Raw genomic sequence first — 15,322 nt, 5'->3', positions numbered from 1 at the left:
CGGGCCGTTTAGCCCGGCATTTTTTGTGCACAAAAAAGCGGAAGATACGTTGGCATCTTCCGCTTTCAGATTCTCTGCCAGACGGGGTTATTCCCCGTGAGCCTTACAGGCTCTCAGTAAAGGTACGAGCAATAACGTCGCGCTGCTGTTCTGGCGTCAGAGAGTTGAAACGCACGGCATAACCAGAAACACGGATGGTCAGCTGCGGATATTTTTCCGGATGCTTAACCGCATCTTCCAGAGTTTCGCGGCGCAGAACGTTCACGTTCAGGTGCTGACCACCTTCCACACGGACTTCCGGCTGTACGTCTACCGGTACTTCACGGTATTCGATTTCACCCAGTTTGCTGACAGCAACGACTTCATCAGCATTGAAACCTGCTTTCGCAACGATGCAGCGTGCTTCGCCTTTTTCGCTGTCCAGCAGCCAGAAAGAGTTCAGCAGGTCGTCATTTGCAGCTTTAGTAATCTGGATACCTGTAATCATTTGATGCCTCCCCGGCAAAATTATTTGATCTCGGTTGGCCGTCATCCGGCCAATTGGTAAAACCATTGTTGCTTGAGTGTATATATACCCCTCACACACCCTTGAATCTTTGATTTAAATCAATAAAAACCACACATGAAAAGTGGTGATAGGTGGATTTTATTGTTTTACATCAACTTACGCCACATGCGCAGCTAAACTTTTTACATAAATTTTCAACTATCTTTAAGGGGTAGACCCTTGAGAAACGTACAGAATTTTGCGACGCCGAAAGAAGCAGTTAAGCTAGGGGGATTGAAAATTCGCAGGAGAGCGAGATGGCCACCGAATTAACCTGGCACGATGTGCTGGCAGAAGAGAAACAGCAGCCTTATTTTGTTAACACGCTGCATACTGTGGCGGGCGAGCGTCAGTCAGGTATGACAATTTATCCGCCACAAAAAGATGTATTCAACGCTTTTCGCTTTACCGAACTTGGCGACGTGAAAGTCGTCATCCTGGGGCAGGATCCATACCACGGTCCGGGCCAGGCACACGGTCTCGCGTTTTCTGTCCGCCCCGGTATTGCCACCCCGCCCTCGTTGCTGAACATGTACAAAGAGCTGGAAGCAACGATTCCTGGCTTCACACGCCCAACGCACGGATATCTGGAAAGCTGGGCACGCCAGGGTGTGCTGTTACTCAACACCGTGCTTACCGTCCGTGCCGGGCAGGCACATTCGCACGCCAGTCTGGGATGGGAAACATTTACCGATAAAGTCATCAGCCTGATTAACCAACATCGGGAAGGCGTGGTATTCCTGCTCTGGGGTTCACACGCACAAAAGAAAGGCGCGATTATTGATGCGCAGCGTCACCATGTATTGAAAGCGCCGCACCCATCACCGCTCTCTGCGCATCGCGGTTTCTTTGGCTGCAATCACTTTGTACTGGCTAATGAGTGGCTGGAACAGCGAGGTGAAAAGCCGATTGACTGGACGCCGGTATTACCCGCAGAAAGCGAGTAAAAAAATGCCAGCGAATCGCTGGCATTTTTATTATCAGGCTTTGTTCTGACGCCACCACTCCGCGAGCAGCACGCCGGTCGCGACAGAAACGTTGAGCGTTTCTACGTTGCCCGTACCGTCTATCGCCACGCACAGGTCGTCGGCTGAGCATGCTGCTTCTGGCAGAGCCTCACGCTCACGCCCTAATACCAGCACCATTTTTTCCGGCAACGTGGTAGTAAACAGCGGCTTGCCTTTCACGCTTGAGGTCATCACTACCGTGTAACCCGCTTTACGGAAGTCGTCCAGCACATCGACAATACTGTCACCGGTGATCGGCTGAACGTGCTCAGCTCCGCCTTCAGCGGTGCGGATAGCCGCACCTGATTCCAACAGCGCCGCATCCTGTACCACCACGCCTTTCACACCGAAGTGCGCGCAGCTACGCATCATGCCGCCCAGGTTGTGCGGGTTAGCAATGTCTTCCAGGGCCAGCACGCAATCCTGCGCCCCGGCCTGACCAACCCACTGCTTAACAGTGGTACCGTTACGTTTTTTGATCAGGAAACAGACGCCGCCATGGTGTTCAGTGCCGGAGGCTTTCGCCAGCTCGGCTTCGTCAACCACGTGGTAGGCTTTGCGGTTCGCCGCCATCCAGCGTAATGCTTCTTTAAAGCGTGGGGTTACGCTCTGAACAAACCAGGCGCGAACAATAGCGTCCGGACGACTCTGGAACAGAGCCTGACAGGCATTCTCACCGTAAACGCGGGTTTCTTCCGCGCGCTGACGACGTAATACTTCAGGATCGATAAAGCTTTTGCCGCTGATACCACCGTGATCGGCTTTGTCTGCTGCATCATCATTCGGTGCGCGGGACACGGTACGCCATGGTGAATCTTCACGTCCACGGTCGCGTTCTACATCGCGGCCACGACCACGTTCACGACCACGTTCGCTGTTCGGACCCTTTCTGTCATCACGGGCAGGGCGACGACCGCCTTCGGCTCGGGAAGTACCGGGGCGACCGCCGCCTTTACCAGTACGTGGATTTTGGGTGCGTTTGTCCGAGTCATCGTCACTGCGGACGTACATCACTTTGACCTTGCCGTTTTTATTCTTCAGTTCGTCGCTCATGTTTTTCTCCACCTGCTCTGCGCGAAGCGCGAAGATTACCCGATGTGCACGTCGTTAGCCATTATTTCATTTAAAAGCTAAGGACTATTGTACTCATTGAATAAAACGCATTGTTGTTTAGAACAGACTCCCCGATAATATGTAACATAATAGAAACATACTGGCGTTACTGCCGTGAAGTCCACTCCACTCATCCAGAGGTTAGTTATGAATACCGTTTGTACCAGCTGCCAGGCTATCAACCGCATCCCCGACGATCGTGTCCAGGAAGCGGCTAAATGCGGACGCTGTGGTCACGACCTGTTTGATGGGGAGGTGATCAATGCGACCGGTGAAACACTGGATAAACTGTTAAAAGACGATCTCCCGGTGGTGGTTGATTTTTGGGCCCCCTGGTGTGGTCCATGCCGTAACTTCGCCCCGATTTTTGAAGATGTCGCGGAAGAGCGTAGCGGTAAAGTGCGTTTTGTTAAAGTGAATACAGAAGCCGAGCGAGAACTCAGCGCCCGTTTCGGTATCCGCAGCATCCCGACCATTATGATCTTCAGAAAAGGTGAAATCGTCGACATGCTTAATGGCGCCGTACCTAAAGCCCCGTTTGATAGCTGGCTTAACGAATCATTATAATCTCTACGGGGCGCATCTTGTGCCCCGTTTTCACCTCTGCGACAATAGCGTTTTTCAACGTGTTCTCCCATGACCGATAACGCTGTTCTTCAGTTACGCGCTGAGCGCCTCGCGCGCGCCACGCGCCCTTTCCTTGCCCGAGGTAATCGCATTCGCCGCTGTCAGCGCTGCCTGCTGCCGCTGAAGCTCTGCTTGTGCGCAACGCTGGTGCCGTCTGAGGCCAAAAGCCGCTTTTGTCTGGTGATGTTTGATACCGAGCCGATGAAGCCCAGCAATACGGGACGTTTGATTGCCGATATTTTGCCCGATACCACGGCTTTTCAGTGGTCACGCACCGAACCGCCACAGGCGCTGCTCGAACTGGTGAAAAATCCGGATTATCAGCCGATGGTTGTATTCCCGGCATCCTATGCGGGCGAAGAGCGTGAAGTGATTTTCGCGCCACCAGCCGGTAAACCGCCGTTGTTTATCATGCTTGATGGTACCTGGCCTGAAGCGCGTAAAATGTTCCGCAAAAGCCCGTACCTTGATAACCTGCCGGTGATCTCCGTTGATTTATCGCGACTTTCCGCTTACCACCTGCGTGGCATTCACGCCGAAGGGCAATACTGTACTGCCGAAGTGGCCATCGCGTTGTTGGATCTGGCGGGCGATACGCAAGCCGCGGAGGGGTTGAGCGAACATTTCACTCGCTTTAAAACCCGCTACCTGGCAGGAAAAACTCAACATCAGGGAAGCGTCACAGCAGACTCGCCAGAAAGCGTTTAAAATCATTCGGTCACTGGTGTCATTAAGGAAGCCGATATGAGTCAGCGTGGTCTGGAAGCATTACTGCGACCGAAATCCATTGCGGTGATTGGGGCGTCAATGAAGCCTAATCGCGCAGGTTACCTGATGATGCGTAACCTGCTTGCCGGCGGTTTCAACGGACCTGTTTTACCAGTGACGCCAGCATGGAAAGCGGTGTTGGGCGTCCTGGCCTGGCCCAATATCAACAGCCTGCCTTTTAGCCCAGACCTTGCCGTGTTGTGCACCAATGCCAGCCGCAACCTGGCATTACTCGAAGCGCTTGGCGAGAAAGGCTGTAAAACCTGCATTATTCTTTCAGCTCCCGCATCGCAGCACCTGGAATTGTTGGCCTGCGCCGCACGCTACAACATACGTCTGCTAGGCCCCAACAGCCTGGGGCTTCTCGCGCCCTGGCAGGGGCTTAACGCCAGCTTTTCTCCCGTCCCCATCAAGCGCGGTAAGTTGGCATTTATTTCCCAGTCAGCGGCGATTTCCAACACCATTCTGGACTGGGCGCAGCAGCGCGACATGGGTTTTTCCTGGTTTATCGCGCTGGGCGACAGCCTGGATATCGACGTTGATGAACTGCTGGATTACCTGGCGCGCGACAGTAAAACCAGCGCGATATTACTGTATCTCGAACATTTAAGTGATGCCCGGCGCTTTGTCTCCGCCGCCCGCAGCGCCTCGCGCAATAAACCCATTCTGGTGATTAAGAGCGGTCGCAGTCCGGCGGCGCAGCGTTTACTGCATACCAGTGCAGGGATGGACCCTGCGTGGGACGCGGCTATCCAGCGCGCCGGTTTATTACGCGTACAAGACACTCACGAGCTCTTCTCTGCGGTAGAAACCCTAAGCCACATGCGTCCGCTGCGCGGCGACAGGCTGATGATCATCAGCAATGGGGCCGCGCCTGCCGCACTGGCATTAGATGAGCTGTGGTCAAAAAATGGCAAGTTGGCGACACTGAGTGAAGATACCTGCCAGAAATTACGCGATGCGTTACCTGAACATATTGATATCGCCAACCCGCTGGATCTGCGAGACGATGCCAGCAGCGAACACTACGTTAAGACGCTGGATATCTTGCTCGCCAGCCAGGATTTCGACGCACTGATGGTGATTCACTCACCCAGCGCAGCCGCCCCGGGAACAGAAAGCGCACAAGCGTTAATCGAAGCGGTAAAACGTCATCCCCGCGGTAAGTTCGTCTCGTTGCTGACCAACTGGTGCGGAGAGTTTTCCTCCCAGGAAGCCCGTAGACTGTTTAGCGAAGCCGGATTACCTACCTACCGCACGCCAGAAGGCACCATCACCGCGTTTATGCATATGGTGGAGTACCGGCGTAACCAGAAGCAACTGCGGGAAACCCCTGCGCTGCCCGACTACCTGACCACCAACACCGCCGAGGCGCATAATCTGTTACAGCAGGCGATTGCTGAAGGAGCAACGTCGCTGGATACCCATGAAGTGCAGCCGATTTTACAAGCCTATGGCTTACACACGCTGCCGACGTGGATCGCCAGCGACAGCGCTGAAGCCGTACACATCGCGGAGCAAATCGGTTACCCGGTGGCGCTAAAGCTACGTTCTCCTGATATCCCGCATAAATCAGAAGTTCAGGGGGTAATGCTCTACCTGCGAACGGCAACAGAGGTGCAGCAGGCAGCCAATGCGATTTTTGATCGGGTAAAAATGGCCTGGCCGCAGGCGCGCATTCACGGTTTATTAGTACAAAGTATGGCGAATCGCGCTGGCGCTCAGGAGCTGCGCGTCGTCGTTGAACATGACCCGGTATTTGGCCCGTTGATTATGCTTGGTGAAGGCGGAGTTGAGTGGCGACCAGAAGAGCAAGCCGTGGTGGCGTTGCCGCCATTGAACATGAATCTGGCGCGTTATCTGGTGATCCAGGGGATCAAAAATAAAAAGATCCGCGCTCGCAGCGCATTACGCCCATTGGATATCGCCGGGTTAAGTCAGCTTCTGGTGCAGGTCTCCAATCTGATCGTCGATTGTCCGGAAATTCAGCGTCTGGATATTCATCCGCTGTTGGCCTCCGCCGGTGAATTTACCGCGCTGGATGTCACGCTGGACATTGCCCCTTTCACGGGCGATAACGAAAGCAGGCTGGCTATACGTCCCTACCCCCATCAGCTTGAAGAATGGGTGGAGTTGAAGAACGGCGAGCGTTGCTTGTTCCGCCCTATTTTGCCCGAGGATGAACCTCATCTGCAGCAGTTCATTTCTCAGGTAACAAAAGAAGATCTTTATTATCGCTATTTCAGTGAGATCAACGAATTTACCCACGAAGATTTAGCCAATATGACGCAGATCGACTACGATCGGGAAATGGCCTTTGTTGCGGTACGCTGTAAAAACAATCAGCAAGAGATCCTCGGCGTAACGCGAGCAATCTCGGATCCTGATAACATTGACGCCGAGTTCGCCGTGCTGGTTCGTTCAGATCTCAAAGGGCTTGGACTGGGTCGCCGGTTGATGGAAAAATTAATTGCATATACCCGAGATCACGGACTTAGACGTTTGAATGGTATTACGATGCCAAACAATCGTGGGATGGTCGCCCTGGCCCGGAAACTCGGGTTCGCTGTTGACGTCCAACTCGAAGAGGGAATTGTTGGGCTAACGCTTAATCTGGCCCAATTTGAGGAATCGTGAGTAAGGTACTGGAAATGTTGACCACATTAATAGGTACTGGTGGTATCATTACCCGCTTATGTCGTCTGCATAGCACAGAGGACCCTTCAATGAACAGAGAAGAAATGCACTGTGATGTTGTCAAAATTTAAGCGTAATAAACATCAACAACACCTTGCCCAACTACCCAAGATTTCTCAGTCAGTTGATGATGTAGATTTCTTTTATGCTCCCGCTAATTTCAGGGAGACTCTGCTGGAAAAAATAGCCAGCGCGACGCGACGGATCTGCATTATTGCGCTGTACCTGGAACAGGATGACGGTGGCAAAGGCATACTCGACGCGCTCTATGCGGCAAAACGGCAGCGTCCTGAACTGGATGTCCGGGTGCTTGTCGACTGGCACCGAGCCCAGCGCGGACGTATTGGTGCTGCAGCATCGAATACCAACGCTGACTGGTATTGCCGAATGGCACAAGAAAACCCAGGTATTGATATTCCTGTCTACGGTGTTCCGATTAACACCCGAGAAGCGCTTGGCGTCCTGCATTTTAAAGGCTTTATCATCGATGACAGCGTCCTGTATAGCGGGGCCAGCCTGAATGATGTTTATCTGCATCAGCATGATAAATATCGCTATGACCGTTATCAGTTGATTCGCAATGCTCAAATGGCCGATATCATGTTCGATTGGGTCACGCAGAACCTGATGAACGGTCGCGGCGTTAATCGCCTTGATGATATTAATCGCCCTAAAAGCCCGGAAATTAAAAACGACATCCGCCTGTACCGTCAGGAACTGCGCGATGCGTCATTCCATTTTCAGGGTGATGCGGATAATGAACAGCTTTCGGTAACGCCTCTGGTAGGCCTTGGAAAATCCAGTCTGTTAAATAAGACCATTTTCCACCTTATGCCCTGCGCGGAGCACAAGCTCACAATCTGTACCCCTTATTTCAACCTGCCCGCTATACTGGTGCGCAATATCATTCAGCTGCTGCGTGAAGGCAAAAAGGTCGAGATCATTGTCGGTGATAAAACCGCCAACGACTTTTTCATTCCAGAAGATGAGCCATTTAAAATCATCGGCGCGCTGCCCTACCTGTATGAAATTAACCTGCGCCGTTTCCTGAGCAGACTGCAATATTACGTGAATACCGACCAACTGGTCGTGCGCTTATGGAAAGATGATGACAACACCTATCATCTGAAAGGCATGTGGGTTGATGATAAATGGATGCTGCTCACCGGCAACAACCTTAACCCTCGCGCCTGGCGTCTGGATCTGGAAAACGCCATCCTTATCCACGATCCGAAGCAAGAGCTGACTCCCCAGCGCGATAAAGAGCTGGAGCTTATTCGCACGCATACCACCGTCGTTAAGCACTATCGCGACCTGCAAAGCATTGCCGACTATCCAGTCAAAGTGCGTAAGCTCATCCGTCGACTACGCCGTATCCGTATCGACAGACTAATTAGCCGTATTCTGTAACCAAGACCCCGTCCAGTGACGGGGTTTTTCCTATGGAGGCAACGGTGCGCTTGTTTATTCTTTTCAGTATCCTGGCCATTTCTGGCTGCAGCCACATGGCAAACGACCGCTGGAGCGGACAAGACAAGGCTCAACACTTTATCGCCTCCGCTATGCTCTCCGCAGCTGGAAACGAATATACTCAACATCAGGGCAACAGCCGCGATCGCAGCGCGGCTATCGGCCTGATGTTCTCTGTCAGCCTGGGCGCGTCAAAAGAGTTATGGGACAGCCGTCCCGCTGGGAGCGGCTGGAGCTGGAAAGACTTCGCCTGGGATGTTGCAGGTGCGTCTACCGGCTATGCGGTCTGGCAACTGGCACATCACTAGAGGCGCAGACCTTTCCCCTTCCCATGCAGCATCAGCGATACCAAAAATGCGACTATTGCCAGTGCTGTAACGTACCAGAAGAATGTTGTTTCCATACCGACAGACTTCAGGGATAACGCAACATATTCGGCTGAGCCACCAAACAGAGCATTGGCCACTGCATAAGATAATCCAACCCCCAGAGCGCGCACCTGTGCCGGGAACATCTCGGCCTTCAGAATACCGCTGATTGACGTATAGAAACTCACAATCAGCAAGGCACACATCACCAGAGCAAACGCCATATACGGAGACGTCACGCTTTGCAACGCTGTCAGAATGGGGACGGTGAAAATCGCGGCCAACGCGCCAAAACACAGCATTGAAGTACGTCGGCCAATTTTATCTGACAAGGCACCGAACAACGGTTGCACCAGCATAAACACACACAGTGCCGCCGTCATAATCCCACTGGCTACGTTGGCATGCATACCGGCGGTATTAACCAGGTACTTCTGCATGTAGGTTGTGAACGTGTAAAAACACAGCGAGCCAGCAGCGGTAAAGCCAAGCACCATGATGAAGGCTTTGCGATTACGCCACAGACCTTTCAGAGAGCCAGCTTCTTTCAGCGCGCGAACGTCCTGTTTCGAGGTTTCATCCAACTGTCGACGTAGCCATAACGCAACAATAGCCAGTACGGCGCCCAACGCAAATGGAATACGCCAACCCCACGATCTTAGCGCTGAGTCTTCTAACGTTTGCTGTAATATGACCACAACCAGCAGTGCCAGTAACTGCCCGCCGATTAACGTCACGTACTGGAAGGAAGCATAAAAACCTTTCTTACCTTCAACGGCTACTTCACTCATATAGGTAGCGCTGGTCCCGTATTCACCACCCACAGACAGCCCCTGAAATAACCTAGCCAGCAGCAATAGAGCAGGAGCCCAGGTACCGATGGTTTCATATCCCGGAAGACAAGCGATCACCAGCGATCCCATACACATCATACAAACTGACAGCAGCATCGACTTTTTACGCCCGTGCTTATCCGCGATGCGACCAAACAGCCAGCCGCCAATCGGTCGCATCAGAAAGCCTGCAGCAAAAACTCCGGCTGTTTGTAAGAGTTGCGTGGTGGTGTTTCCTGATGGAAAAAAGATATGAGCAAAATAGAGAGAGCAGAAAGAATAGATATAGAAATCAAACCATTCGACCAGATTCCCTGATGATGCTCCGACAATCGCCCATATACGACGCCGAGTATCGCCGTCTGCCAGCGCCCCGTTCTCAGTTACACTGCTATCAGCCATTAGAATTGTACCCCTGCCAACGATTGCATTAATTTATCAATGGTGGTTGTGTCTTTTTTGGTGAAATAAATGTTATATAATTGTTATAATTTATTATGAGAGAAAGATCACGGTTTTCATTAGCAGAGAAAGGATTCAGATATGTTCGAGAAAGAGAACAATCGGTTTGAAATAGTGTGGGCTGGATAAAATGGTACGCTGCATCCGGCAGTTCTGACTGCCCTGCAGACGCAAAAAAGCCCATCCGGCAGGATGGGCTTTTTCACTTGTTTGATGCCTGGCAGTTCCCTACTCTCGCATGGGGAGACCCCACACTACCATCGGCGCTACGGCGTTTCACTTCTGAGTTCGGCATGGGGTCAGGTGGGACCACCGCGCTACAGCCGCCAGGCAAATTCTGTTTATCAACACGCTTCTCGCATGTCGATGTAATCTGTAATCAAGCTGAATTTCGATGTCTCTTTCGCCAAAACATCTTCGGCGTTGTAAGGTTAAGCCTCACGGTTCATTAGTATCGGTTAGCTCAACGTATCGCTACGCTTACACACCCGACCTATCAACGTCGTCGTCTTCAACGTTCCTTCAGGACCCTTAAAGGGTCAGGGAGAACTCATCTCGGGGCAAGTTTCGTGCTTAGATGCTTTCAGCACTTATCTCTTCCGTATTTAGCTACCGGGCAATGCCATTGGCATGACAACCCGAACACCAGTGATGCGTCCACTCCGGTCCTCTCGTACTAGGAGCAGCCCCCCGCAATCCACAAGCGACCACAGCAGATAGAGACCGAACTGTCTCAAGAAGTTCTAAACCCAGCTCGCGTCCCACTTGAGATGGCAAACAGCCATACCCTTGGGACCTGCTTCAGCCTGAGGATGTGATGAGCAGACGTTGAGGGGCAAAACACCGCCGTCGATATGGAGGCTTGGATGATATAAGCCTGTTAGCCCCGGAGTACCTTTGTTCCGTTGAGGGGTGGCCCTTCCATTCAGAACCACCGGATCACTAAGACCTGCTTTCGCACCTGCTCGAGCCGTCACTCTCGCAGTCAAGCTAGCTTATGCCTTTGCACTAACCTCCTGATGTCCGACCAGGATTAGCTAACCTTCGTGCTCCTCCGTTACTCTTTAGGAGGAGACCGCCCCAGTCAAACTACCCACCAGACACTGTCCGCAACCCGGATTACGGGTCTACGTTAGAACACCAGCCATTAAAGGGTGGTATTTCAAGGTTGGCTCCATGCAGACTGGCGTCCACACTTCAAAGCCTCCCACCTATCCTACACATCAAGGACCAGTGTTCAGTGTCAAGCTATAGTAAAGGTTCACGGGGTCTTTCCGTCTTGCCGCGGGTACACTGCATCTTCACAGCGAGTTCAATTTCACTGAGTCTCGGGTGGAGACAGCCTGGCCATCATTACGCCATTCGTGCAGGTCGGAACTTACCCGACAAGGAATTTCGCTACCTTAGGACCGTTATAGTTACGGCCGCCGTTTACCGGGGCTTCGATCAAGAGCTTCTCCTTACGGATAACCCCATCAATTAACCTTCCGGCACCGGGCAGGCGTCACACCGTATACGTCCACTTTCGTGTTTGCACAGTGCTGTGTTTTTAATAAACAGTTGCAGCCAGCTGGTATCTTCGACTGATTTCAGCTCCATGAGTAAATCACTTCACCTACATATCAGCGTGCCTTCTCCCGAAGTTACGGCACCATTTTGCCTAGTTCCTTCACCCGAGTTCTCTCAAGCGCCTTGGTATTCTCTACCTGACCACCTGTGTCGGTTTGGGGTACGATTTTGTGTTACCTGATGCTTAGAGGCTTTTCCTGGAAGCAGGGCATTTGTTACTTCAGCACCGTAGTGCCTCGTCATCACACCTCAGCGTTAACAAGACTCCGGATTTACCTGGAATCTCCGCCTACATGCTTAAACCGGGACAACCGTCGCCCGGCTAACATAGCCTTCTCCGTCCCCCCCTCGCAGTAACACCAAGTACAGGAATATTAACCTGTTTCCCATCGACTACGCCTTTCGGCCTCGCCTTAGGGGTCGACTCACCCTGCCCCGATTAACGTTGGACAGGAACCCTTGGTCTTCCGGCGTGCGGGTTTTTCACCCGCATTATCGTTACTTATGTCAGCATTCGCACTTCTGATACCTCCAGCATGCCTCACAGCACACCTTCAACGGCTTACAGAACGCTCCCCTACCCAACAACACATAGTGTCGCTGCCGCAGCTTCGGTGCATGGTTTAGCCCCGTTACATCTTCCGCGCAGGCCGACTCGACCAGTGAGCTATTACGCTTTCTTTAAATGATGGCTGCTTCTAAGCCAACATCCTGGCTGTCTGTGCCTTCCCACATCGTTTCCCACTTAACCATGACTTTGGGACCTTAGCTGGCGGTCTGGGTTGTTTCCCTCTTCACGACGGACGTTAGCACCCGCCGTGTGTCTCCCGTGATAACATTCTTCGGTATTCGCAGTTTGCATCGGGTTGGTAAGTCGGGATGACCCCCTAGCCGAAACAGTGCTCTACCCCCGAAGATGAATTCACGAGGCGCTACCTAAATAGCTTTCGGGGAGAACCAGCTATCTCCCGGTTTGATTGGCCTTTCACCCCCAGCCACAAGTCATCCGCTAATTTTTCAACATTAGTCGGTTCGGTCCTCCAGTTAGTGTTACCCAACCTTCAACCTGCCCATGGCTAGATCACCGGGTTTCGGGTCTATACCCTGCAACTTAACGCCCAGTTAAGACTCGGTTTCCCTTCGGCTCCCCTATTCGGTTAACCTTGCTACAGAATATAAGTCGCTGACCCATTATACAAAAGGTACGCAGTCACCCCATAAAGAGGCTCCCACTGCTTGTACGTACACGGTTTCAGGTTCTTTTTCACTCCCCTCGCCGGGGTTCTTTTCGCCTTTCCCTCACGGTACTGGTTCACTATCGGTCAGTCAGGAGTATTTAGCCTTGGAGGATGGTCCCCCCATATTCAGACAGGATACCACGTGTCCCGCCCTACTCTTCGAGTTCACAACACATGCACTTTTGTGTACGGGGCTATCACCCTGTATCGCCGGACTTTCCAGACCGTTCCACTACCACACATGCTGATTCAGACTCTGGGCTGCTCCCCGTTCGCTCGCCGCTACTGGGGGAATCTCGGTTGATTTCTTTTCCTCGGGGTACTTAGATGTTTCAGTTCCCCCGGTTCGCTTCATTACGCTATGTATTCACGCAATGATAGTGTGACGAATCACACTGGGTTTCCCCATTCGGAAATCGCCGGTTATAACGGTTCATATCACCTTACCGACGCTTATCGCAGATTAGCACGTCCTTCATCGCCTCTGACTGCCAGGGCATCCACCGTGTACGCTTAGTCGCTTAACCTCACAACCCGAAGATGTTTCGTAAAACACTTCAGTATTGCGAAAATTTGAGAGACTCGAACACACCGCTTTTCATTTCTTATTACGGAGAAATGAAACAGTGTGTCGTTTCAATTTTCAGCTTGATCCAGATTTTTAAAGAGCAAATATCTCAAACGAGACTCGGAAGTCTGTTTTGAGATACTTCGGTCGGCGACTTTCACTCACACATACCAGCAAGTGGCGTCCCCTAGGGGATTCGAACCCCTGTTACCGCCGTGAAAGGGCGGTGTCCTGGGCCTCTAGACGAAGGGGACACTGAAGTCTCAATCGCAAGACGCCTTGCTATTTACTTTTCATCAGACAATCTGTGTGAGCACTACAAAGGTCGGTTCTTTAAGGTAAGGAGGTGATCCAACCGCAGGTTCCCCTACGGTTACCTTGTTACGACTTCACCCCAGTCATGAATCACAAAGTGGTAAGCGCCCTCCCGAAGGTTAAGCTACCTACTTCTTTTGCAACCCACTCCCATGGTGTGACGGGCGGTGTGTACAAGGCCCGGGAACGTATTCACCGTGGCATTCTGATCCACGATTACTAGCGATTCCGACTTCATGGAGTCGAGTTGCAGACTCCAATCCGGACTACGACATACTTTATGAGGTCCGCTTGCTCTCGCGAGGTCGCTTCTCTTTGTATATGCCATTGTAGCACGTGTGTAGCCCTACTCGTAAGGGCCATGATGACTTGACGTCATCCCCACCTTCCTCCAGTTTATCACTGGCAGTCTCCTTTGAGTTCCCGGCCGAACCGCTGGCAACAAAGGATAAGGGTTGCGCTCGTTGCGGGACTTAACCCAACATTTCACAACACGAGCTGACGACAGCCATGCAGCACCTGTCTCAGAGTTCCCGAAGGCACCAAAGCATCTCTGCTAAGTTCTCTGGATGTCAAGAGTAGGTAAGGTTCTTCGCGTTGCATCGAATTAAACCACATGCTCCACCGCTTGTGCGGGCCCCCGTCAATTCATTTGAGTTTTAACCTTGCGGCCGTACTCCCCAGGCGGTCGACTTAACGCGTTAGCTCCGGAAGCCACGCCTCAAGGGCACAACCTCCAAGTCGACATCGTTTACGGCGTGGACTACCAGGGTATCTAATCCTGTTTGCTCCCCACGCTTTCGCACCTGAGCGTCAGTCTTTGTCCAGGGGGCCGCCTTCGCCACCGGTATTCCTCCAGATCTCTACGCATTTCACCGCTACACCTGGAATTCTACCCCCCTCTACAAGACTCTAGCCTGCCAGTTTCGGATGCAGTTCCCAGGTTGAGCCCGGGGATTTCACATCCGACTTGACAGACCGCCTGCGTGCGCTTTACGCCCAGTAATTCCGATTAACGCTTGCACCCTCCGTATTACCGCGGCTGCTGGCACGGAGTTAGCCGGTGCTTCTTCTGCGAGTAACGTCAATTGCTGCGGTTATTAACCACAACACCTTCCTCCTCGCTGAAAGTACTTTACAACCCGAAGGCCTTCTTCATACACGCGGCATGGCTGCATCAGGCTTGCGCCCATTGTGCAATATTCCCCACTGCTGCCTCCCGTAGGAGTCTGGACCGTGTCTCAGTTCCAGTGTGGCTGGTCATCCTCTCAGACCAGCTAGGGATCGTCGCCTAGGTGAGCCGTTACCCCACCTACTAGCTAGTCGTATCTGGGCACATCCGTTGGTAAGAGCCGCGAAGGTCCCCCTCTTTGGTCTTGCGACGTTATGCGGTATTAGCTACCGTTTCCAGTAGTTATCCCCCTCCATCGGGCAGTTTCCCAGACATTACTCACCCGTCCGCCACTCGTCACCCAAGGAGCAAGCTCCTCTGTGCTACCGTTCGACTTGCATGTGTTAGGCCTGCCGCCAGCGTTCAATCTGAGCCATGATCAAACTCTTCAATTTAAGTTTGATGCTCGTGAATTAAACTTCGTAATGAATTACGTGTTCACTCAGAGACTTGGTATTCATTTTTCGTCTTGCGACGTTAAGAATCCGTATCTTCGAGTGCCCACACAGATTGTCTGATAAATTGTTAAAGAGCAGTGCCGCTTCGCTTTTTCTCAGCGGCGCGGGGTG

The 15,322-nt window shown here is 52.2% G+C and carries 9 protein-coding genes, 1 tRNA gene and 3 rRNA genes; 6 read left to right on the top strand and 7 right to left on the bottom strand.

Translation table 11 applies throughout. The features are described from left to right. Positions 1-103: 103 nt before the first annotated feature. Complete coding sequence (gene grcA / locus GFC06_RS10460) at positions 104-487, bottom strand: autonomous glycyl radical cofactor GrcA (RefSeq protein WP_003037563.1); 384 nt, start codon at positions 485-487, stop codon at positions 104-106. Positions 488-804: 317 nt separating this feature from the next. Between grcA and ung the strand changes: the two genes are divergently transcribed. Further along, positions 805-1,494: a uracil-DNA glycosylase gene (gene ung / locus GFC06_RS10455; protein WP_016154055.1), complete on the top strand. Its 690-nt coding sequence runs from the start codon at positions 805-807 to the stop codon at positions 1,492-1,494. A 33-nt stretch (positions 1,495-1,527) separates the two neighbouring features. Here the strand turns inward: ung and GFC06_RS10450 are convergent, their stop codons facing one another. Continuing rightward, positions 1,528-2,607 carry a tRNA/rRNA methyltransferase gene (locus GFC06_RS10450; protein ID WP_016157178.1) on the bottom strand — a complete coding sequence of 360 codons (1,080 nt, stop codon included), beginning with the start codon at positions 2,605-2,607 and terminating at the stop codon, positions 1,528-1,530. Between the two features lie 207 nt (positions 2,608-2,814). Here GFC06_RS10450 and trxC point away from each other — a divergent pair, with 207 nt between their 5' ends. From trxC to GFC06_RS10425, 5 genes are all read left to right on the top strand, one after another. Then, the gene (trxC, locus tag GFC06_RS10445; protein ID WP_003037559.1) at positions 2,815-3,234 is read left to right on the top strand and encodes a thioredoxin TrxC; all 420 of its coding nucleotides are present in this window, start codon (positions 2,815-2,817) and stop codon (positions 3,232-3,234) included. Positions 3,235-3,303: 69 nt separating this feature from the next. Further along, positions 3,304-4,002 (top strand): tRNA-uridine aminocarboxypropyltransferase, encoded by a 699-nt coding sequence (gene tapT / locus GFC06_RS10440; RefSeq protein WP_016154057.1) that lies wholly within the window; start codon positions 3,304-3,306, stop codon positions 4,000-4,002. Positions 4,003-4,038: 36 nt separating this feature from the next. After that, on the top strand, positions 4,039-6,699 hold the full coding sequence (locus tag GFC06_RS10435; RefSeq protein WP_016157179.1) for a bifunctional acetate--CoA ligase family protein/GNAT family N-acetyltransferase: 2,661 nt from the start codon (positions 4,039-4,041) through the stop codon (positions 6,697-6,699). A gap of 114 nt (positions 6,700-6,813) precedes the next feature. Then, positions 6,814-8,169: a CDP-diacylglycerol--serine O-phosphatidyltransferase gene (pssA, locus tag GFC06_RS10430; protein WP_003835350.1), complete on the top strand. Its 1,356-nt coding sequence runs from the start codon at positions 6,814-6,816 to the stop codon at positions 8,167-8,169. Positions 8,170-8,213: 44 nt separating this feature from the next. Then, the gene (locus GFC06_RS10425; protein ID WP_153690127.1) at positions 8,214-8,537 is read left to right on the top strand and encodes a YfiM family lipoprotein; all 324 of its coding nucleotides are present in this window, start codon (positions 8,214-8,216) and stop codon (positions 8,535-8,537) included. Here GFC06_RS10425 and GFC06_RS10420 read toward each other — a convergent pair. From GFC06_RS10420 to GFC06_RS10400, 5 genes are all read right to left on the bottom strand, one after another. Next, positions 8,534-9,832: an MFS transporter gene (locus GFC06_RS10420; protein ID WP_016154060.1), complete on the bottom strand. Its 1,299-nt coding sequence runs from the start codon at positions 9,830-9,832 to the stop codon at positions 8,534-8,536. The two genes, GFC06_RS10425 and GFC06_RS10420, sit on opposite strands and share 4 nt — an antisense overlap. A 275-nt stretch (positions 9,833-10,107) precedes the next feature. Continuing rightward, positions 10,108-10,223: ribosomal RNA gene (rrf, locus tag GFC06_RS10415) — 5S ribosomal RNA — on the bottom strand. Between the two features lie 96 nt (positions 10,224-10,319). Beyond that, positions 10,320-13,226: ribosomal RNA gene (locus tag GFC06_RS10410) — 23S ribosomal RNA — on the bottom strand. 219 nt (positions 13,227-13,445) lie between these two features. After that, positions 13,446-13,521, bottom strand: a tRNA-Glu gene (locus GFC06_RS10405). Between the two features lie 85 nt (positions 13,522-13,606). Next, a 16S ribosomal RNA gene (locus GFC06_RS10400) occupies positions 13,607-15,148 on the bottom strand. Together the 16S, 23S and 5S rRNA genes with 1 tRNA gene alongside form the textbook arrangement of a ribosomal RNA operon. Positions 15,149-15,322: the final 174 nt, after the last annotated feature.

Source organism: Citrobacter braakii, from assembly GCF_009648935.1.
GTDB classification, from domain to species: Bacteria; Pseudomonadota; Gammaproteobacteria; order Enterobacterales; family Enterobacteriaceae; genus Citrobacter; species Citrobacter braakii.
This window is presented reverse-complemented; position numbering and strand designations above follow the sequence as displayed.